The organism is Thermopolyspora sp. NPDC052614, from assembly GCF_040678635.1.
In the GTDB taxonomy this organism is placed as follows: Bacteria; Actinomycetota; Actinomycetes; order Streptosporangiales; family Streptosporangiaceae; genus Thermopolyspora.
Genome location: NZ_JBFATZ010000005.1, coordinates 214,564 through 235,271, shown reverse-complemented (window position 1 = coordinate 235,271; position 20,708 = coordinate 214,564). Strand labels below are relative to the sequence as shown.

The 20,708-nt window shown below is 71.0% G+C and carries 18 protein-coding genes; 9 read left to right on the top strand and 9 right to left on the bottom strand.

Annotated features, from left to right (window positions below; translation table 11 throughout):
- Window positions 1–25 precede the first annotated feature (25 nt).
- Window positions 26–739 (bottom strand): ABC transporter ATP-binding protein, encoded by a 714-nt coding sequence (locus AB0K60_RS13175; protein WP_364052685.1) that lies wholly within the window; start codon window positions 737–739, stop codon window positions 26–28.
- Window positions 726–1,523: an ABC transporter ATP-binding protein gene (locus AB0K60_RS13170; protein ID WP_364052682.1), complete on the bottom strand. Its 798-nt coding sequence runs from the start codon at window positions 1,521–1,523 to the stop codon at window positions 726–728. Before AB0K60_RS13170 ends, AB0K60_RS13175 begins: the two co-directional genes overlap by 14 nt.
- A 316-nt stretch (window positions 1,524–1,839) precedes the next feature.
- On the opposite strand from AB0K60_RS13170, the gene AB0K60_RS13165 reads away from it, so the two are divergent.
- A complete protein-coding gene (locus tag AB0K60_RS13165; RefSeq protein ID WP_364052679.1) occupies window positions 1,840–3,222 on the top strand; it encodes a tannase/feruloyl esterase family alpha/beta hydrolase in 1,383 nt (460 codons plus the stop codon).
- Between the two features lie 43 nt (window positions 3,223–3,265).
- On the opposite strand, the gene AB0K60_RS13160 is transcribed toward AB0K60_RS13165, so the two are convergent.
- Window positions 3,266–3,979, bottom strand: coding sequence for a TetR/AcrR family transcriptional regulator (locus AB0K60_RS13160; RefSeq protein ID WP_364052676.1), 714 nt, complete (start codon window positions 3,977–3,979; stop codon window positions 3,266–3,268).
- 363 nt (window positions 3,980–4,342) lie between these two features.
- Here AB0K60_RS13160 and AB0K60_RS13155 point away from each other — a divergent pair, with 363 nt between their 5' ends.
- Together AB0K60_RS13155 and AB0K60_RS13150 are read left to right on the top strand one after the other, a co-directional pair.
- Entirely contained in the window at window positions 4,343–5,992 is a 1,650-nt protein-coding gene (locus AB0K60_RS13155) for a protein kinase (protein ID WP_364052673.1), read from the top strand.
- A gap of 90 nt (window positions 5,993–6,082) precedes the next feature.
- Window positions 6,083–7,615 carry an AMP-binding protein gene (locus tag AB0K60_RS13150; RefSeq protein ID WP_364052670.1) on the top strand — a complete coding sequence of 511 codons (1,533 nt, stop codon included), beginning with the start codon at window positions 6,083–6,085 and terminating at the stop codon, window positions 7,613–7,615.
- 34 nt (window positions 7,616–7,649) lie between these two features.
- Here the strand turns inward: AB0K60_RS13150 and AB0K60_RS13145 are convergent, their stop codons facing one another.
- The 3 genes from AB0K60_RS13145 to AB0K60_RS13135 form a co-directional block, all read right to left on the bottom strand.
- A complete protein-coding gene (locus tag AB0K60_RS13145; RefSeq protein ID WP_364052667.1) occupies window positions 7,650–8,681 on the bottom strand; it encodes an ABC transporter ATP-binding protein in 1,032 nt (343 codons plus the stop codon).
- A gap of 55 nt (window positions 8,682–8,736) precedes the next feature.
- Window positions 8,737–9,498 (bottom strand): ABC transporter permease, encoded by a 762-nt coding sequence (locus AB0K60_RS13140; RefSeq protein ID WP_364053475.1) that lies wholly within the window; start codon window positions 9,496–9,498, stop codon window positions 8,737–8,739.
- A gap of 464 nt (window positions 9,499–9,962) precedes the next feature.
- Entirely contained in the window at window positions 9,963–10,730 is a 768-nt protein-coding gene (locus AB0K60_RS13135) for a hypothetical protein (RefSeq protein ID WP_364052664.1), read from the bottom strand.
- A 265-nt stretch (window positions 10,731–10,995) separates the two neighbouring features.
- Between AB0K60_RS13135 and AB0K60_RS13130 the strand changes: the two genes are divergently transcribed.
- From AB0K60_RS13130 to AB0K60_RS13105, 6 genes are all read left to right on the top strand, one after another.
- Window positions 10,996–11,469: a lamin tail domain-containing protein gene (locus AB0K60_RS13130; RefSeq protein ID WP_364052661.1), complete on the top strand. Its 474-nt coding sequence runs from the start codon at window positions 10,996–10,998 to the stop codon at window positions 11,467–11,469.
- A 196-nt stretch (window positions 11,470–11,665) separates the two neighbouring features.
- The gene (locus AB0K60_RS13125) at window positions 11,666–12,154 is read left to right on the top strand and encodes a hypothetical protein (RefSeq protein WP_364052658.1); all 489 of its coding nucleotides are present in this window, start codon (window positions 11,666–11,668) and stop codon (window positions 12,152–12,154) included.
- A gap of 467 nt (window positions 12,155–12,621) precedes the next feature.
- Window positions 12,622–13,656: a hypothetical protein gene (locus tag AB0K60_RS13120; protein ID WP_364052655.1), complete on the top strand. Its 1,035-nt coding sequence runs from the start codon at window positions 12,622–12,624 to the stop codon at window positions 13,654–13,656.
- Between the two features lie 75 nt (window positions 13,657–13,731).
- Window positions 13,732–13,959 carry a FeoA family protein gene (locus AB0K60_RS13115; RefSeq protein ID WP_364052652.1) on the top strand — a complete coding sequence of 76 codons (228 nt, stop codon included), beginning with the start codon at window positions 13,732–13,734 and terminating at the stop codon, window positions 13,957–13,959.
- A complete protein-coding gene (feoB, locus tag AB0K60_RS13110; RefSeq protein ID WP_364052649.1) occupies window positions 13,952–16,120 on the top strand; it encodes a ferrous iron transport protein B in 2,169 nt (722 codons plus the stop codon). The genes AB0K60_RS13115 and feoB overlap by 8 nt, the downstream gene beginning before the upstream one ends.
- Complete coding sequence (locus AB0K60_RS13105; RefSeq protein WP_364052646.1) at window positions 16,117–16,431, top strand: FeoC-like transcriptional regulator; 315 nt, start codon at window positions 16,117–16,119, stop codon at window positions 16,429–16,431. The genes feoB and AB0K60_RS13105 overlap by 4 nt, the downstream gene beginning before the upstream one ends.
- A gap of 128 nt (window positions 16,432–16,559) precedes the next feature.
- On the opposite strand, the gene AB0K60_RS13100 is transcribed toward AB0K60_RS13105, so the two are convergent.
- The 3 genes from AB0K60_RS13100 to AB0K60_RS13090 form a co-directional block, all read right to left on the bottom strand.
- The gene (locus AB0K60_RS13100; RefSeq protein ID WP_364052643.1) at window positions 16,560–18,353 is read right to left on the bottom strand and encodes a hypothetical protein; all 1,794 of its coding nucleotides are present in this window, start codon (window positions 18,351–18,353) and stop codon (window positions 16,560–16,562) included.
- Window positions 18,354–18,726: 373 nt separating this feature from the next.
- Entirely contained in the window at window positions 18,727–19,665 is a 939-nt protein-coding gene (locus tag AB0K60_RS13095; RefSeq protein WP_364052640.1) for a hypothetical protein, read from the bottom strand.
- Between the two features lie 423 nt (window positions 19,666–20,088).
- Window positions 20,089–20,708, bottom strand: a 620-nt coding sequence (locus AB0K60_RS13090) for a hypothetical protein (protein WP_364052637.1), incomplete at its 5' end; no start/stop codon positions are given.

Below are 20,708 nucleotides of genomic sequence, written 5' to 3'. Positions count from 1 at the left end.
TCCGGCGTCTCCTCTGTGGTGGATGTCAGATGCCGAGGTATTCGAGGAGCTGATGCTCGCGTTCGCGTACCTGGTCCCGGCTGAGCGATTCGACGATCCGCCCCTCGGCGAGCAGGTAGTGGCGGTCGGCGACGGCGGCGGCGAAGTGCACGTTCTGCTCCACCAGCAGCACCGTCGTCCCGGCCGCCCGCACCTCGCGCAGGATCTCGCCGATGCGCCGGACGAACAGCGGCGACAGGCCCTCGGTGGGCTCGTCGCACAGCAGCAGCCTGGCGCCCATGCGCAGCACCCGGGCGAGCACGAGCATCTGCTGCTCCCCGCCCGACAACGTCGACCCGGGCGCGCGGCGCCGCTCCGCCAGGTGCGGGAACGTCTCGTACACCCGCTCGAGCGGCCACGGCTCGAGGCCGTCCGCCGACCTCAGCACCGGCGCGAGCGTGAGGTTCTCCTCCACCGAGAGGGTGGCGAAGATGCCGCGGTCGTCAGGGACGTATCCGAGGCCGCGGCGGGCCCTTGCGTGCGGGGGCAGGCGGGTGATGTCCTCGCCGAACAGCTCGATCGTGCCCTCGGTCCCGCCGTACGCGGCATGCAGGCCCATCAGGCAGCGCTGCAGCGTGGTCTTGCCCGCGCCGTTGCGGCCGACGAGTGTGACGATCTCGCCCGGCTCGACGCGCATCGACACCTCGCGCAGCGCCTGCGCCTCGCCGTACCAGGCCGACAGCCCGTCAATGCGCAGCATCGGGGTCCCCGAGGTAGGCGGTGATGACGCGGGGGTCGTGGCGGATCTCCGCGTACGGGCCCTCGACCAGCACCTTGCCGTGCTGCAGCACGGTCACCCGGTCGGCGAGGCTGGCGACCACGTTCATGTTGTGCTCGACCATGACCACGGTACGGCCCGCGCGGATCTCGCCGATCAGCTCGATGACGCGGTCCACGTCCTCGGCGCCCATCCCGGCGGTCGGCTCGTCGAGCAGCAGCACCTTGGGGTCGAGGGCCAGGGCGAGCGCCAGCTCCAGCGCCCGCTTGCGCCCGTACGACAGCGAGCCCGCCGGGACGTCGCCGTGATCGGCCAGCCCGACCCGGGCGAGCAGGTCCGCGGCGGGCCCGGCGAAACGCCTCAGCGTGCGGTCCGACCGCCAGAACCGCCAGCCGAGGCCGGTGGGGCTCGCCAGCGCCAGCTCCACGTGCCGGCGCGGCGTCAGCTCGGCGAACAGGCTGGTGATCTGGAACGAGCGCGCAACGCCCAGGCGGCTGATCGTCTCGGGGCTGCGCCCGGCCAGCTCCCGGCGGCCCTGCAGCAGCACGCTGCCGGCGGTCGGCCGTACGAAGCCGGTCAGCAGGTTGAACAGGGTGGTCTTGCCGGCGCCGTTGGGCCCGACCAGGGCGTGCACGCTGCCCTCGGCCACGTCCAGATCGACGCCGTCCACGGCGCGGAATCCGCGGAACTCCCTGGTCAGGCCCCGCGCCATCAGCACGGGGACGGGTCCGGCGTCGCGCGGGCCGCCGATGGGATCTTCTCCCATGCACCCACCCTCCTCACGCGTCATCACCGCGATCGCGTCGATGTTGTGAACGCTAAGTGACGGCCGGACAACGGGCCAGGTGACGTGTGCACACATTCCGGCCGTCCGATATGCAGCAGCGCACACCGCCTCCGCGCCCGGACGCCCCGCGCCGCCGCCGCCCCGGGCCGCTGCGGCCCGCCGGCCCGGCGGCGGTGGATGCGGCGACCACTTGGCGCGGTTCAACAGTGGTGGCCGCGTACGTCGCCGGGCCCGTCGCAGTGGATCACGATGGCGTCCACCGCCCGACCGACGAGATCACCGCACGGGAGTCGTCATGTCCCTCGTTCGAAGATCCACCCTCTTACCGGCACTGCTGGCGTCGTTCCTGGCGGCCTCGCTGCTGCCCCCGGCGCAGCCCGCGCAGGCGGATCCCCGCTGCCCCGGCATGGACAGGGTCGCCGTCCCCGGGGCGCTGCACCAGGTCGCCGCCTGCCTCGACGATCTGACCACCGCCGGTACGGTCGCGTCGGGGCACACCGACGCCGCCGACTGGGCGGGACTGCACTCGGCGGCCACCCGCAACCCGAGCGGAGTGCCGGGGATCCAGATCGACGGCTACTTCCCGGACGATTCGACGTCCAACCCCACGCACGGCTGGAACCACGACTCCCAGTTCGTGATCCGGCTGCCGAGGCGGTGGAACGGCGGGCTGGTCGTCGCGGGGGCGCCGGGCAACCGCTTCCAGTACGCCAACGACTTCACGATCTCCGACTTCGTGCTGGCCAAGGGCTACGCGTACGCCTCCACCGACAAGGGCAACGGCGGCCTGGACTTCTACAAGGACGGCAGGCGGCCCGGCGACGCCATCGTCGAGTGGTACCACCGGATGACCCAGATCACCGTCGCCGCCAAGGCGACCGTGGCCCGCCACTACGGCAGGCCCGCCCGCAGGACGTACGCGGCGGGCATCTCCAACGGCGGCCAGCTCGTGCGCTGGGCGCTGGAGAACCACCCCGAGCTCTACGACGGCGGCGTCGACTCCGAAGGCACGTTCTGGCCGCCGGACAACCGGCCGAACGCGCTGGTCTACCTGCCGGTGGCGCTGCGTGAATACCCCAAGTACGCGGCGACCGGCGACCCCGAGGCGCACGCCGCGATGCTGCGGGCCGGCTTCGCCCCGGGCTCGGAGTTCCTGTGGGACTTCAACTACCGGGTGCTCTGGGACGGCACGCAGCGGCGATACCGCGAGGAGATCGACCCGGACTTCGACGGCGACCTGGACGCGGGCGTCCCGTTCTGCCAGAGCGGCACGCCGAACTGCGACGCCGACTACGACTACTACGCCCGCCCGAGGAGCGTGCACGAGGCGGTGCGGCGGGCGTCGCACTCCGGACGCATCGGCAAACCCCTGATCACCGTGCAGGGGACGCTCGACACCCTGCTGCCGATCAGGATCCACGGTGACGCGTACGCCGCGCTGGTGCGTTCGCGGGGAATGGGCCGGCTGCACCGCTACTACCGGATCGAGGGCGCCTCCCACCTCGACATCGAGTACGACGCGTTCCCGGACCGGATGCGTCCGCTGCTGCCCTGCATGCGGACGGCGTTCGAGGTCCTCGAAAGCTGGACGGCCCCCGGCGGCCGGCAGCCGCCGCCCAGCGGCACGGTTCCCCGCCAGACCTCCGGCGACGTGGCCAACACCTGCTCCCTCGGCTGACCGCCCCCGGCTCCCTCGGCCGGCCGCCCCGGCTCCCTTCCGGCTACTCGGCGTGCGCCGCCTCGCCGCCGGGCGGCGGGGTGGCGGGGCGGGCGGGCGCGCGGCCGACCATCTTCAGCGCGAGGTCGGCGTTGAACTCGCCGAGCTGCTCGGGGGAGTCGGGGCCGTCGAGGCGGTACCAGCGCACCAGGTCGATGCAGAGCGACAGCATCGCCCGGGTGACCCGCTCGACGTCCACCGGGGCGAACGAGCCGTCGGCGACGCCGCGGGCGACGGCGTCGCGGAAGAACGCGTTGGTCCGGTGGCGCAGCTCGAGCACCTGGTCGTAGTGCTCGGCGGTGAGGCCCGCCAGGGACATCTGGCACACCCGCGCGGCCACGTGGTGGCGGGCGTGCCAGGCGGTGTACCGGTAGATGATGGAGCGCAGCCGCTCCGCCGAGTCGTCCAGGGCCAGGACGGACGGATCCTGCACGTGATCGAGGACGTGTTCGTGCCCGCGCCGGATGATCTCGAAGAGGACCAACTCCTTCGACGGGAAATGGACGTAGAGCGCCGCCGGGCTGAGGCCCACGCCCTCGGCGATGTCGCGCGTGGTGGTGGCGTGGTAGCCGTTGGAGGCGAAGCAGCGCACGGCCGAGGTCAGCAGGGCCCGCGGCACCGGCCCGAGGTCCTCCCGCCACAGCTCCGGGGAGTCGTCCCGCAGCCGGGGGTCGTCGGCTAGGTCCTGTGCGGTGAACCGCGCCTGGCGTCTGGCCATGTGCCGCTCCCGCCTCCTTCGAGGTTCTCCGGCGTCTCGCCGTCGGACGGCGCCGCTCGCCGGCCGCCTCCCACGGTGCCGCCCCGGGGGTGAGCGACGAGGATCGCCTCCCGCATCCTACGCGGTGACTATGCGCTTATTCACCTCACGTAGATTCCCATGGGCTCCGGTATCCTTCAAGGAATCACCATGACGGCACTCGCCGCCCGTACGACGACACTCTGGGACACTCCGGACTATTACGGGATATTCCGGACTATTCCAGGACACTCTGGCGGGAGCGGACCGCGGGCGGCGTTCTCGTGGGGCAATTTTAATTTTGTGGGCACTTCGTGCCAATTGTTATCGTTACTATCGTCGTTCGTGACGTCCCATGGACTTTACGCCGACCCGGCGCTGGACAGGTCCGATCCCGTATGGCTCGGCCCCTACCGCGTCGCGGGCAGGCTGGGCCAAGGCGGCATGGGAACGGTCTACCTGGCCGACGGACCCCTGGGCGCGGTCGCGATTAAAGTGATCAATCGCCATCTCGCCAGTGATCCGGAATTCCGAGTGCGGTTTCGGCGCGAGGTGGAGGCGGCCCGGCGGGTGCGGCGGTTCTGCACCGCGCCGGTGCTCGACGCGCAACTGGACGGCGATCCGCTGTGGGTCGTCACCGAGTACGTCGCCGGACCCGACCTCGGCCGCATGCTGCGCGAGAACGGCCCGCTCACCGGCTCCAACGTCGAGGCGCTCGCGGTGGGCGTGGCGACCGCGCTCACCGCCATCCACGGCGCCGGGCTGGTGCACCGCGACCTCAAGCCGGGCAACGTGCTGCTGTCCCCGCTCGGCCCCCGTGTGATCGACTTCGGCATCGCCCGCGCGCTGGACGGCGGCGAGGGGCAGACCGCCACCGGCCAGGTCATGGGCACCCCCGAGTACATGGCGCCCGAACTGCTGCAGGGCGAGCAGGTGGGCCCGCCCGCGGACATCTTCGCCTGGGGCTGCGTGGTGGTCGCGGCCAGCCTGGGCGCATCGCCGTTCGCGGCGAGAAGCGCGCCGCACGCGATGTACCGGGTCGTCCACGAGGATCCCGATCTGAGCCGGCTCGACCCCGGCCTGCGGCCGATCGTCGAGGCGGCGCTGAACAAGGACCCGGCCCAGCGCCCGACCGCGCAGCAACTGCTGGCCGCGCTGGTACGGCGCCCGGACGCCGACTCCGCCCAGATCGCCGACAGCGTACGGCTCGACCTGAGCCCGCTGCGCCGCTCGGGACCCGCCCACGCCCGCCCGGGGACGCACCGCGCGGCCGTACCGGACCGGCGGCACCGGCTGCGCGACGTGTCGCTCGGAGCCGGGGTGGCCCTGGTGGTGAGCGGGCTGGTCGCGACCGCCGTGGTGATCTGGCGGGCGCAGTCGGAGCCGGAGACGCCGCCCCGCGGCGAACTGGTGTATCGCGAGACGTTCGCCGCCGACACCTCGGGGTGGAGCAACACGGGCACGAGGGCGGACACCGACCAGGGGTACACCGGCGACGGGCGATACACGATCAAGGTGGAGCGCGGCGAGGGCTACCGGTGGGCCGCGGCGCCGGTGCGGAAAGGGCTCCCCGACCACGCGCTGGTGTCGGTGAAGATGAACCTCTCCTCGGCCGGGCCCACGAGCTGGAACGGCGTCTACTGCGAATACTCCAAGGACGACCACCAGGCCGGCAGGTTCCTGTACGCCCTGCAGATCCGCAGCGACGGCTACGCGCAGATCGCCAAGGTCACCGGCGGCACCTGGCGCGACCTGACCAGCGACATCCCGCTGTCCGAGGCGGGCGCGGAGAACGCCCTGCTCCGCGTCGAATGCGTGCGCGACGCCGGCGAGATACGCCTGGCCCTGTGGGCCGGCGATCAGCTCGTCACCCGCCTGGTGGACCCCGACGTCGGCAAGGCCGTCGGCCCGCCCCGCTTCGGGCTCGTCGTCGAGAGCGGCGGCACCGAGGCCCGGACCCATTTCGACGACTTCTTCATCGCCCGGCTCCCCTGACGCCGCCCCGACACACCCTTCCGGGGGTACTGCGCCGGGGGGATCGGCGAGCATACTCGGCAGCAGAGACGAGCCTGCCGAGGTGAGGCCATGCAGATCCCACTGACCGTCCGCGACTTCCTGGACCGCGCCGCGACCGTCTACCCCGACCGGATCGCCGTCGTGGACGAGCCGGCGCAGCCCGCCGCCTCGTGGGGCGAGGTGACCTACGCCGGGCTCGACCGGCTCGCCCGCAGCCAGGCCGCGACGCTGGACGAGCTGGGCGTCCCGGTCGGCGGCAGGGTCGCGATCATGTCCCAGAACGCCGCCCGCCTCCTGACGAGCTTCTACGGGGTCTCCGGCTGGGGCAGGGTGCTGGTGCCGATCAACTTCAGGCTCGCGACGGCCGAGGTCGAGTACATCGTGCGGCACTCCGGCGCGGAGGTGCTGCTGCTCGACCCCGCCCTCGCGCACATCGCCGACGCGACCGACGTCAAGCACACCTTCATCCTCGGCGAGGACGACGACCAGATCTGGCGGAGCGACGCCGAGCCCCGCGAGTGGCCGGGCGACGAGGGCGACGAGAACGACACCGCCACGATCAACTACACCAGCGGCACGACGGCCCGGCCCAAGGGCGTCGAGCTCACCCACCGCAACCTGTGGATCAACGCGACCACCTTCGGCTGGCAGGCCGGCGTCAACGACCGCGACGTCTACCTGCACACGCTGCCGATGTTCCACTGCAACGGCTGGGGCATGGTGTACGGCGTGACCGGCATGGGCGGCAGGCACGTCGTCCTGCGCCAGGTCGACGGCGCGGAGATCCTGCGCCGCGTCGCCGAGCACGGCGTCACCCTCCTGTGCTGCGCGCCCGCCGTCGTCTCGATGGTCCTGGACGCGCTGCGGGACTGGGAGGGCGAGGTGCCCGGACGCGACCGGGTCCGCGTGATCGTGGCGGGCGCGCCGCCGCCGACCCGCACGATCCAGCGCGTCCGGGAGGAGCTCGGCTGGGAGTTCATCCAGATCTACGGCCTCACCGAGACCGCGCCCCTGCTCACCATGAACCGGTTCCGCGCCGAGTGGGAGGGCCTTCCCGCCGAGGAGCAGGCGCGGCTGCTCGGCCGCGCCGGGGCTCCCGCGCTCGGCGTACGCCTCAAGGTCGACGACGAGGGCGAGATCCTCGCGAGGTCCAACGTCGTGCTCAAGTCGTACTGGCAGAACTCCGAGGCCACCGCCGAGGCGCTGGAGGGCGGCTGGTTCCACACCGGGGACGGCGGCGCGTACCAGGACGGCTACGTCACGATCGCCGACCGCAAGAAGGATGTGATCATCAGCGGCGGGGAGAACGTCTCCTCCATCGAGGTCGAGGACGCGCTCGCCTCCCACCCGGCGGTACGGGAGGTCGCGGTCATCGGCATCCCCGACGAGAAATGGGGCGAACTGGTCACCGCGCTGGTGGTCAAGGCGGCCGAGGTCACGCCCGAGGAGCTCATCGCGCACTGCCGTACCAGGCTCGCGGGCTACAAGTGCCCCAAGCGGATCGAGTTCCGTGACGTGCTCGCGCGCACGGCCACCGGAAAGCTGCAGAAGTTCAAGCTGCGCGAGGAGTTTTGGGCGGGACGCGACCGCCAGGTCAACTGACCGGTCCGGCCCCGGCCCCGCCGGGGGTGTTCGCTCAGGCCGGGTAGGCGTGGGTCTCGGTGGCCTTGACCGACGCCCACACCCGCTCGCCGGGCGTCAGGTCGAGGTCGGTGGCGGCGGCGGGGGTGATGTCGGCGTGCGCGGCGATGGGTCCGTCGAGGTGGACGCGGACGCTGTCGCCGTGCCGTTCGATGCCGTCGATGACGGCGTGCCACAGGTTGCGCGGGCTGCCGTCGGGGCGGCTGCGGTAGAGGGCGACGGCGGTGGGCGGGAAGGCGACGAACGCCGGCCCGTCGACCCGCTCGCCGGCGTGCAACACCAGCTCGCCGACCTTGACGCGGGCGCCGTCGGCCACGCCGCGATACAGGTTGAGCCCGACCAGCCTGGCCACGTAGTCGGTGCGGGGACGGCGGGCGACCTCGGCCGGGGCGCCCTGCTGGACGATCGAGCCGTTCTCGATGACGACCAGCCGGTCGGCCAGCGCCATCGCGTCCAGCGGGTCGTGGGTGACCAGGACGGTCGCGCCGTCGAAACCGGCCAGGTGGCGGCGGAGCTGGGAGCGGATCTCCATGCGTGTGTGGGCGTCGAGGGCGGCCAGCGGCTCGTCAAGCAGCAGCAGCTCGGGCCGTACGGCGAGCGCGCGGGCGAGCGCGACCCGCTGGGCCTGCCCGCCGGACAACTGCCGTGGCCTGGCGGCGGCCCGGTCGGCCAGGCCGACCCGCTCAAGCAGCTCGGCGGCGATGCGGCGGGCCTCGGCCTTGGACGCGCCCTGGCAGCGCGGCCCGAACGCGACGTTGTCGAGCGTGGTCAGGTGCGGGAAGAGCAGGTAGTCCTGGAAGACCATGCCGATCGGGCGGTCCTCGGCCGGCAACGTGTGCAGCGGGCGGCCGCCGAGAACGATCTCGCCCTGGGACAGCGCGGTCAGCCCGGCCAGGGCGCGCAGGGCGGTGGTCTTGCCCGCGCCGTTCGGCCCGAGCAGCGCCACCACCTCGCCCGCGGCGACCCGCAGGGCGATGTCCAGGGTGAAGGCGGGCCGGGTGACGACCAGCCGGGCGTCCAGGGTCATGGCGTTAACGGTCCCAACATTCGGGGTCCAACGTTCGGGGTCATAACGTTCAGGGTCACGGCGTGCTCACCCAGCGGTCGCGCAGGCTCGCCAGGATGATCACCGAGACGGCGAGCAGCACCAGGCTGAGCACGATGGCCGCCTCCGGCTCGGTCTCCAGCGCCAGGTAGACCGCGAGCGGCATGGTGCGAGTGGTGCCGGGGAAGTTCCCCGCGAACGTGATCGTCGCGCCGAACTCGCCGAGCGCCCGCGACCAGCACAGCACCGCCCCGGCCACCACACCCGGCATGACCATCGGCAGGGTCACCCGCCGGAACACGGTCCACCGCGAGGCCCCGAGCGTCGCCGCCGCCTCCTCGAAACGCCGGTCCGCGCCGCGCAGCGCGCCCTCCACGCTGATCACCAGGAACGGCATCGCCACGAACGCCTCCGCGATGATCACACCCGTCGTGGTGAACGGCAGCGTGATCCCGAAGGAGGCGTCCAGCCACTGCCCGATCAGCCCGCGCCGCCCCAGCACCAGCAGCAGCGCGACGCCGCCGACCACCGGCGGCAGCACCAGCGGCACGGTGACCAGCGCCCGCACCAGCCGCCGCCCCGGAAACGACACCCGGGCCAGCAGCCAGGCCAGCGGCACCCCGAGCAGCAGGCACACGGCGGTGGCGACGGTGGCGCACACCAGCGACAGTCGCAGCGCCTCAAGCACCTGCGGCTCGACCAGCCGCCCCGCCATCGTGGACCAGGGGGCGCGGATCAGCAGCCCCGCCAGCGGCAGCACGAGGAAGGCCAGACCCGCCGCAGCGGGCAGCATCAGCATCCACGGCAGCCGCCCGGTGACCTCGCGGCCCGCGGCGGGCCCGCGCGGCGAGACCGGCGGGCCGACCTGCTCAGAAGAAGAAAGGCCCATGATCGATCAGGTCGTCTCGCAACCGGCCGCGGTGAGCGCGTCCTCGCCCTGCGGCGACGGCACCCACGGCACCCACGGCATCTCTGGCATCCCCGGCATCCCCGGCATGACGACTGATCGGCGCCCCATCAGGAGAGGCCCCGCACGGCCCCGCGGCCTCGCTGATCCGAAACGTCGTCACAGGCACTCACCATACATTCCGCAGATACCAACATGAACACCTATGTCCAGTCGCAGCAGCGACCAGTTCCCCGGCGATCTCATGGCATACACGAAACCATGGCGCGACTCGGCAGGTCTCGGCGCGGGGCCGTACCGGCGGGTCCGTTCGATTCCGGCGCCGACGCGCACCGGCCCGACGGCGGACGGCGGGCCTACTTGACGGCGACCTCCCATGCCTCCGTGAGGTCCCCGCGCAGGGCGTCGTAGTAGACCTTGACCCGCACCGGCTTCCCCGCGGTCTTCAACGCTCTGGTGAAGGACGCCTGGTCACAGGTCTTGGTGCCGAGCCCGGCGCGGGAGACGTTCACCCGGTTGGCCAGCCACCGGTCGCCGCATCGCCGCGTCACCCGGTGGAAGCTCAGGAACGTGTAGCCGAGCTTGACGCTCTTGCCGCCCGTGCGGAACTCGACCGTGCCGTCGTTCACGCGCTTGACGGTGCCCAGCGTCGTCCGCTGCTTGTGCGTCGGCGCCAGGAACTCCTGCACGAGCACCTTCGGGCCCATCGAGATGCGCACCGGCGCGGGGCCCAGGCCCAGGACGAAGGCCAGGTCGGAGTCCTTGCAGCGGGTGCGTCCCAGCCCCTTGCCGTCCAGTTTGACGACGCCTTCGGTCTCCTTCAGATCACACGCGCTGGTGACGCGGCGGAAGTCGGCCCCCGAGTAGTCGATCCGCTGCTCCTTCGCCCCCTTGATGGGGCTGAGCCGGTACGTCAGGACGCCGCCGGCCTTGACGAGTCGCGGCTTGAGCGGCGTGATCCGCAGGGTGTGCGGGCCGTCGGCCCAGGCGAAGCCGTACACGACCTTGGCGGCGGTGCTGGTGGCGGCGGCCGTGGTGGTGGCGGCGGTGTCGGCGACGGCGGGCGAGGCGATGGACGCCGCCCCCGCGAGAACGGCCAGCCCGATGACGATCGAACGCGACATAGCAGTATCCCCCGTTCTGGTCTATGGAGGACAAATCTAGCTAAAGCCCGGCATCGTGATCACTCGTTTACCGGTCAAAGGACGGCGAACCATCCCGTTCCGTGGGGGAGGGGAGTCCCCTTCCGCACGGGTGCGGTGGCCGCCTCCCCGCTCAACCATCGGCCGCGAATCGGATATCAAATCTATACATAAATTCCTAATAGGCATTTAATGCCGTGAATACGATCAATCGGGACCTCTTCTTCCCCCATGTAGGAGTACCGCTGTGCGTATCCGAGCTTTGTCGACGGCCGCCGCGCTGGCCGCCGGCATGGTCATCGTCTCCCCGTCCGCCCACGCGGCGGCGCCGGCCGTACAAATCATCAAGATCTACTACGACTCGCCCGGCTCACCGGACAACGGGAACAACAAGAGCCTGAACGGCGAGTACGTACAGATCAAGAACATGACGAAGAAGGCCGTCAGCCTCAGAAACTGGACCATCCGCGACGACACCAAGCAGGCGGACCACGTCTACACCTTCGGCGCGTTCACCCTCAGAGCCGGGAAGACGGTGACGCTGCGGACCGGCAAGGGCAGGGACACCGCCACCACCCTCTACTGGGGCAGGAGCGGAGGCGGAACCTTCGCCTACATCTGGAACCAGACCAGGGACACCGCCTACCTCCGCAACGCGTCCGGCAGGTTGGTGGACTCCTGCTCGTACAACTCGTCGCGGGCCGACTACAAGATCTGCTGACCTTCGCACCCGATTCCGCCCGGCGTCGTCATCGACCGAGCTTGCGTCGCGAAGGACGACGCCGGGCGGGGCGACGGCGGCCCTCCGACGTCAAGATCGTTACTGTCTTCGCACGTCGGCGGGGCGGCGAGGAGTCCGGCGCAATTTTCTGATCGCAACGCTGAACTTTGAGCGGTGCTTCGTCATCGAAGCAGTCATGAAGACGATGATCGGAACCTCGCTCCTTGCCGCCTCGTTGCTCGTCGGTGGCGCCACCGCGGCGTCCGCCCAGGTGAAGCCGACGTTGGGCCCGTACGGGTACGGTGCCGTCAAGCTCGGCATGACCGTCAAACAGGCCAAGGCGACCGGTGCCCTCGTCAAGAAGGTGTCCGGCAACGGCGGTTGCTCCGGCTGGGATCTGAAGAAGTTCCCGACCCCCAAGGGCTCGGTGGGCGTGTACATCTCGCCAAAGTTCGGGCTGGCGGCCATCTTCGCCGCGAAAGGCATGAAGACCCCGGAGGGCATCAGGGTCGGGTCCACTCTCAAGCAGTTGAAGGCGGCCTATCCGCGTATCAAGAAGGACTTCCACGACTTCTACACGGTCAAGGTCCCGCACAACACGAAGGCCTCCTACAGCTTCACCGTGGAGAAGGGCAAGGTCACCGGCTACGGCATCGCGCTCAACAAGCAGGACTGCTTCAACTAGCGCCCTGACCGCGTCGCCTCGCGGGGTCCGGCCTTCCGGGCGCCGCGACGGCGCGCGCCGGTGTACGGCGTCAACCGGCACCGGCGGACGGTGCCCGGCGGAACGTCCGCGTTAATCGCCCGAGCGCGTACTCCCACCGGGACTCTGGTCGCACACCGCGACAGGTCCGCGTCGCGGAGGACTACGCCACGGTCGACGTCCTCTCCGGTGGCCGCTGCGAGGTCGTCGTGGGATGCGTGCATACCGCCCACAAGCGGCCATCACGTGATCAGTCAGGGCCCGCGCGGACACCTGATGATCGCGTGATGGCCCACACCCGAGGCCGTGTGGGCCCCGGCCTCCGAAAACCCTTTCACCCCCGATCGATGAGACCGACTTGATGACCCATCCCCCCGATCCCACGCCACGTCGTATCCACTTCGTCGGGAGCCTGCCTCCCGAGTTATCCGCCTTCTCCCCGCCAGGCGATGCGGTGGGTCGCCGACCGCGTTCCCGCCCACCGGCTCACCTCCCCGCCGTACGACCTGGACGCGAACTGGATCGTCTCCTACATGCGTGATCTCGCGCACCGCGACGTGTTCGAGATCGCCCGTCCCGGCGAGTACACCGGTTACGACGACCTGCGTACCTACCGCGTACGGCCCGGCACCCGCCTCCTGCCCGAGCACGTCTCGATGCGGCGGCACGACCGGCTGCGCGAGATCCTGAAGGAGTTCCGCACGCTGCGAGACCAGCGCCCGGAACTGGCCGGAATCCGGCTGCAGATCAGTTTGCCCAGTCCACTGGACGTGGCGATCTTCGTGTTCTCGTCCCGGCCGTGGTCGACGCTGCGCCACCTGCCGGTGTTCACGGCGGCGGCGGTGGAGGAGGTGGCCGCCTTCTCGGCCGCTGCCGGCCAGGACGTCGCATGGCGGCTGGAGATGCCCTCCGCCCTGGTCGGCATGGCCATGGCCGGTCGGCTGCCGGTCGGGCAGGCACTCGCCGCCCGGTTCCATACCGCGCGGATCGCCGACCTGCTCGCCCGAATGCCGCGCGACACCGAGATGACACTGCACCTGTGCTACGGCGACCTCGGCAACAAGGCGATGGCCCCGCCACGCGACCTCACCCCCGCCGTGCGGTACCTGAACCTGCTGGCGGCACGCCTCCACGACCGTGGGCTCTCGCTGCCTCCGGTCCACATCCCGGTCGCGCACGGCGCCGACCCCGCGCCCACGGCCGAGCCGTTCTACCGGCCGCTGCGCGAACTCCACCCGCGATGGCGCGTCATCGCCGGGATCGCCGCCGCCGTGGACCCCGCGTCCGGCGCGCGAGCCCTCGCCCTGTTCGAGGCGGCGGCCGGACGCCCCGCGTACGCGGTCGCCACGGCCTGCGGCCTCGGCCGGCACACGCCCGAGGCGGCGGACAAGGCGGTCGAGGCGATGATCGCCGCCGCGGACGCCGTCACCGGGGAGGCCGCCGAGTGGGACCCTCCGGATCCGCGCCCCCGGCGGACGATGTGACATACGACTCAACTCGTGGACGTACCCGCATTCATTAGGTAAGCCTCCCCTAAAGGAAGATTCGCGGGAGACGCCATGACAGCAGGTGAGTCCGCCAGGGGCGCGTTGGTACGGCTGCGCCGAGTGACCGGCGACCGGCGGCACCGACGGCGGCTGGCCGAACTCGGGTTCGTGCCCGGCGCGATGATGTCGGTGCTGGGCCGGGGCGTGTACGGCGGGCTCGTCCTGGCGCTCGGCGACGGCCGGGTGGCGGTCGACGCCCGGACCGCGGCGACGCTCGTGGTGGAGCCGGCCGATGGATGAACGGACGCCCGGCCGGGCGCTGCTCACCAAACCCTGCTGCGACCCCGACCCGCCCGGCCGCGTCGACGCGGGCAACCCCCGCGTCGCCCTCGTCGGCAACCCGAACGTCGGCAAATCGACCCTGTTCAACACGCTCACCGGCGCGCGTCAGCGGGTCGGCAACTGGCCCGGCAAGACCGTCGACGTGGCCCAGGGCACCTGGCGCCTGCCCGGCGGCGACGTCACGCTCATCGACCTGCCCGGCGCGTACAGCCTGGTGCCCACCTCGCCCGACGAGGCGCTGACCAGGGACCTGCTCGTCGACCGGGGCATGGCGGGCCGCCCCGACCTCGTCGTGATCACCCTCGACGCCGCGAACCTCGCGCGGAACCTGTATCTGCTCGCCCAGGTGATGGAGACGGGCGTGCCGCTCGTCATCGCGCTCACCATGGTCGACATCGCCGCGAGCCGGGGCATCCGCGTCGACGCCGGGAGGCTGGCCGAGCTGGTCGGCGCGCCCGTGGTGCCCGTCGTGCCCCGCCGCGGCGAAGGCATGGCCGAGCTCGGCCGCGCGGTCACGACGGCGCTGGCCGCCGCCCGCAGGCCCGCCGTACCCGCCCTGGGCGACGACCTGGAGGCGGCGCTGGCGGCGGTCACGGCGGCGACGCCCGCGGAGGCCGCCGCCCGCCACCCGGCCCGCTGGCTGTCGATCGCGCTGCTCACCGGCGAGACCGTGCCCGGCGTCCCGGCCGATGCCGCCGCCGCGGCGCGCGACGCCGCAGCCGCGCTGATCGGGGCCGGCGACCAGGAGAACGGCCTTGGCGGCGAGGACGTCGGCCTCGACGACGCGGAGATCCTGGTCGCCGAGCGGCGCTACGCGTGGGTTCACCAGGTGATCGCGCACGTCGTGACCCGTGCGGGCGCCGGACGCCTCACCTGGTCCGACCGGGTGGACCGGGTGCTCACGTCCCGATGGTTCGGCCCGCCGATCTTCCTGGGGGTCATGTGGTCGGTGTTCATGCTGACCACGGAGGCCGCCGCGCCGCTCATGACCGCCTTTCAGGAGCTCGTGGACGGCCCGGTCGCCGCCGCGGCCGCGTGGTCGCTGGACGTGCTCGGGGCGGGCGAGGCGGTCCGCGGCCTGGTGATGCACGGCCTGATCGCCGGCGTCGGCCAGGTGCTCTCGTTCGTCCCGCTGATGGCCGTCATGTTCGTGCTGCTGTCGGTGCTGGAGGACTCCGGCTACCTGGCCAGGGCGGCGTTCGTCGTCGACCGGCTGATGCGGCTGATCGGGCTGCCCGGCCGCGCCTTCCTGCCGCTGATCGTCGGGTTCGGCTGCAACGTGCCCGCCCTGGCCGGCACCCGCGTCCTGGCCGACCGGCGGCACCGGCTGCTGGTCGGGCTGCTCATCCCGTTCGTGACCTGCAGCGCACGGCTCACCGTGTACGTGCTGGTGGCGACCGCCTTCTTCGGCGACGCGGCCGGAACGGTCGTGTTCGCGATGTACGTGCTGTCCATCGCGCTGGTGATCGGCGTGGGCCTGCTGCTGCGCGGCACCCTGTTCCGCGGCATGGCCGACGAGGCGCTCGTGCTCGACCTGCCGCCGTACCGGCTGCCCGCCGTACGGGTGATCGGGGCGCAGACGTGGGTGAGGCTGCGGGCCTTCCTGAAGACGGCGAGCGGGATCATCGTGGCGACGGTCACGGTCGTGTGGCTGCTGTCGTCGATCCCGTACGGCGGGCCGGGCACGTTCGGCCACACGCCGATCGAGCGAAGCGTCTTCGGCGCCGCCTCCCAGGCCGTCGCGCCCGCCTTCGCCCCGGCCGGGTTCGGCGACTGGCACATGTCGGCCGCCCTGATCACCGGTTTCGCCGCCAAGGAGGCCGTGGTCGCCACGACGGCGCAGACGTACAGCATGAGCGAACCGGACGACGAGCACGAGCCCGGCGACCTCGGCGTGGCCCTGCGGTCCACCCTGGAGCGAACCTCGCGCGGCCACCCCCTCCCGGCGGCGCTCGCGTTCCTGGTGTTCCTGCTCGCCTACACGCCGTGCATGACGACCGTGGCCGCGCAACGCGTCGAGATCGGCGGCCGGTTGACCCTCTTCGGCATCGGCATGCAGATCGTCCTGGCCTGGCTGCTGGCGGTCGCGGTCTTCCAGGTGGGGAGCCTCCTCCTATGAGCGCGCTGCGCGAGGTCCTGGCGGAGATCACCGCGGCGCGCGGCGTCACGAGCCTGGACGCGATCGCCCGCCGCCTGAATCTCGGCCGCGACGAGGTCGACGCCATGGTCGGCTACTGGATCCGCAAGGGCCGCCTGTCGGCCGACGACCTCGCCGCCGCCTGCCCCACCGGCGGCTGCGGCACCTGCGCCCTCGGCCGCGACGGCGCCCCCGGCTGCGGCCCCGTACGCGGCGGCCCCACCCTGCTGGCCATCACCCCACGCCGCCCCAACGCCCCCGGCCCGGCGGAACGCGGAAACGGCCGACGGTGACGCGGCCGAGACCCGATTCCGGCGCGGCCACGTGCTTGGCGTACTAGGGCTTGGCGTACTCGGCGTGCCGCACCCACGCCGCCCGCTGCACGCGCACGCCCGTGGGAAGGAGGAGATCGCGCACCCCGTCATCGCTCACGGCTTAGCTTGAGCTTCTTCCTCGACGTGCCGGGGAACACGACGACCAGGTGCTGTTCCGCTCCCGCCTCGTCGACGCGCACATGGACGCGGAGCCGGTAGCGGCCCTCTCCTCTGATCGCCAGGTTCGGCATCGGGGCGCCCGCCCCCACCTCGCCCCCGTCCATCTCCGGCACGGTGAGCCGGCCGCTGCGGCTGATGACCGGCACCTCGGTGACCCGATCCCACCCGGCCGTCCGCCGCGGCGGCGGGGCGCGGAAGGCCTTCACGGTGAGGCACAGGTCGATGACATCCGCGACATGCCCGACGAGCACCGCGCTTTCGGACACCCCGATCTGAATGTCGTCGTCAAACCTGTCTATCACCCGCTCAGCCTCCCCGTCGGCCGTCTCATCGTCGGGATCGTGGACCAGATATCCGTAATCACCATCGGCGAACAGGAAGTATTTGGTCGTGGCCTGGACGACGCCCTTGGTCCGGGGCCACGGGTCGCGGCACTTGGCGTTCTCCTCGGCGATGTAGGCGGCGTCCGCCGCCTCCCTCTCCGCGCTCGATTGCAGCAACTCGGGATGGGCCGCGCCGACGACCTCCGGGCAGACGTAGACGAGGTCATATGGGTCCAGGCCGCTGTCGGGCCGCTCGCTCCCGGCCCGCGTCAGAATCGCCTTCTGCTCATCGAGGTCCTTCGCCCGGCACAGCTCCCGCCCGTACGCGAGGATCTCCTGGTCCGACAGGCGGTCGGGGAACAGCGGCGGGATCCCGTAGTCCGTGCTGCGCGCCCGGCACAGGAACGCGGCCTCGCGCTCGGAGGGTTTCAGATCCCCGAAAGCAGGCCGGTCCCTGCAACTCGTGAACACGTCGGTGTAGCTGGTGTAGGTGAGGTGCGGTGCCTGCTCCGGACGGATCAGCACGATGAGCGGCAGCACGGCCACGGCCGCCACCACGACAGGGGGCAGGCGCCGCTGCGCGGGCGGAACGCCCTCCGGCCGGCCATCAGCGGGCATTTCACGGGCGGTCGCCGCGAGCCACACGGCGCTGACAAGCCCCGCCACGTCCATCATGATCAGTGTCGCCGTTCCGCCGAAGAGCCATTCGGAGGAGTTGATCGGAATCACCAGCGCGTAGTATCCCGCCGACAACCAGTCGGCGGTCAGCGTGCCCCGGCTCCACCGGCCGTCGCGCCGCTGCCCGAGAACGGTGACGACGGCCCCCGCCACACCGGCCACCAGGAGGCCCAGCCCCAAGACCAGTGCGGCGATCTCGCTCGATCCAGGCCCCAGCAGGTCGAGCTCGTAGAACAGGTCACCGGCCGACCCGGCCAGCGTGACCGCGAACACCGCGCCGGCCACGGTGCGCAACACGCGGGACCGCCAGCGGATGACGAGCAGGTACAGCACGTCGATCGCGATCCACAGCGCGAGGGTGAACGCGTCGTCGACCACGTCGGGCAGCATCCCGATCGGGATCCACAGCACGAGGGTGTGCGCCACCGCCAGGTACAGCAGCCACCGCAGCGCCTTCTCCCGGCGGTTCAGCGGTCCCCGCTTGGGAGCGCGCAGGATCAGCCACAGCATCTCGGCTTTCACCAGGGCGGCCCCGAGCAGCGTCACGGTCGTCGGTGCGTCGAATCCGTCGGACTCGTACATCCCCGCATAAATCGGCGGCGACCATTCGACGGCCACCCAGAGCCAAGCGTTGCCAAGCACCAGACCTGCGGCCACCGCCGCAAGGACCAGACCAACTACTCCGATCCTGACGATCCGCCATAAACCATCCGGAAGCATAAAACGCGATCATAGTGTGGCGCCGCGGTACAAGCGGAAATGGCAAAACGAGCGATTGCGCCCCTAGAGCGGGGCCTACAACGTGGCAACCGGGACGTAGGACTCGGCGGTTCCGAAGAGCACTGGGATACGGGGATATCTGAAGATGCCCTGATCCCCGGGTTGCCGCCGGGCACATTCTTCACGCCTGTGAGGTCGGGGGAACATCCGCCCGGCGCTCATGGCTTTGGCTTGAATCGTTTCCTCGACGTGTGAGGGTCGGCACGCGTGAAAGAGGCCATCACGTTCACGCGATGGCCTCTTTCCACGATGGCTGGCAGGACCGTCGCAGTCCTCATGCGACCAGTCGGTCGGCCCCTTCGCGCCGGGAGCGCTAATCGCCGAAGATGTCCTCGGCGCGGGTCACGGTGGCGGCTTTGCGAGCCCATGCCAGGAGCAGGTCGGGGTCGGTGCACCGGTGGATGCGGCCGCGGACGTGGTCGGGGACGACAATGCCCCGTGCCTCAAGGAAGGTCAGCACCGCCTTGGCCTCGCCCTCGACCTCGCCCTCGGCCTTTCCCTCGATTTTGCCCTCGATTTTGCCCTCGACCTTGCCCTTGGCCTCGCCCTCGGCTCTGCCCTGTTCCAGTCCTCTGCCGTAGTGCTCTTTGGCGAAGGGGCTGGAGACGACCCAGGTGCTGGATGTTGCCATCATCTCCTCCAACAGATGTTTGATGGAGCGCGGAGCGATTGCGTGTGCGTATTCATAATACTGCTCTGCGTGACCGTCAGGCAGGTTGTTGATTGCGTTGACGAACGCCTCGGTGACGGAGCGCTGCTCGCCGTGGGCGCGGACCGACAGGGTGGCGAGGGCGAGGCGGGCGGCGGCGTCGCCGGGGTCGGTGATGACGGGGGTCTCGTCGGGGCCCATGACGGTGGGCGTGTAGATGTAGCCGGGCAGGGTGGTGGGGATGGGCTCGCGGAAGGCCGCGGCGGTCTTGCGATCGGGGCAGAAGACCAGGACGGTGACCGGGCAGTCCAGGCGCAGCCACAGGGCGGCGGCGTAGCGGGGCAGGGCGAGGCGCTTTTCCGGGGTGAACTCCTGCTGGATCTCCAGGGCGATGGCGTGGCGGGGCTCGCGCCGGGGGCCGAGGGTGAAGACGGTGTCGGGGTGCATGTCGCGGGAGGGGCGGTCGTTGAGGTCGCCGGGGGCGATCTGGACGGGCAGGTCCGCGGGCAGGTCGACGCCGAGGTGGTCGTGCAGGAGTTCGACGGCCAGGTGCGGGTTCTCCCGGAATATGAGGTTGATGGTGTCGTGCAGTTCGGATGGCATGTCACCGAAGGCTACAGCGCGAACACTTCTCGTGATTGCCGTTTGTTGACTCGTCGTTGTGATCCTGATTACACAACGTCGTCGATCGGGTCGCGATGCGACATCCCCTAAACCGCCCTGAATCGGCGCGAAGCGCGAGTTCGGGGAAACCCGCCGTCCACCCGTGACGGGCTCGGCGGCGGGCGTTTTGCGAGGCCACGGCCGATGCTCCTGTGGGCTCGGCGTCCGACACCGGAACTGAGGTCAGGTCGGGGCGTCGACGCGGCCGCGCGGCTTCGGCTCCGCCGCCTCCGGGGGAGCGGCCGTACGCCTGGCGGCGTCTTCGTCGTGATCATTCGGAGTTCGTGAAGACATCTGAAGATCGCGTGATGGCCGTTGGCCGGGTGCGGGACCGGACGGCGGTTGTCCGGTCCCGCCGTGTAGTCAGCCGATTTCGATTCTGATCCAGGCTCGGGTGGAGCCGGTCTGGGCATCGACGTCGAGGTAGTCGGCCCGGTCGTCGCCGTTGATGTCGGCGAACTGGATCCGGGCGCCGTCGACGCCGACGCCGCTGGCGATGGTGCCCTGCGGGACCCAGTACCAGTCGCCGCCGCTGGGCTTGGGGCCGCCGTTCTGCCAAACCTGAACGGAGCTGTCGTACTTCACGCCTCCCTCGCGGGGGTCGCTGGTACCTCCCTCGCGGGGGTCGCCGGAATCGGCGCCGCCCATGAGGATGTAGTCGGCGGAGGTCCCGTAGAGCGGGGCGAAGCGGATACGGCTGCCATGCGCGCCGACGCCGCCGGCGATGGTGCCCTGCGGGACCCAGTACCAGTCGCCGCCGCTGGGCTTGGGGCCGCCGTTCAGCCAGGCCTGGACGGAGCTGTCGTCGTTGACCTTCACGTAGTCGGCCTTGCCGTCGCCGTTGAGGTCGGCGAAGCGGATGTTGCCGCCGGGCGTGCCGACGCCGCTGGCGATGGTGCCCTGCGGGACCCAGTACCAGTCGCCGCCGCTGGGCTTGGGGCCGCCGTTCAGCCAGGCCTGGACGGAGCTGTCGTCGTTGACCT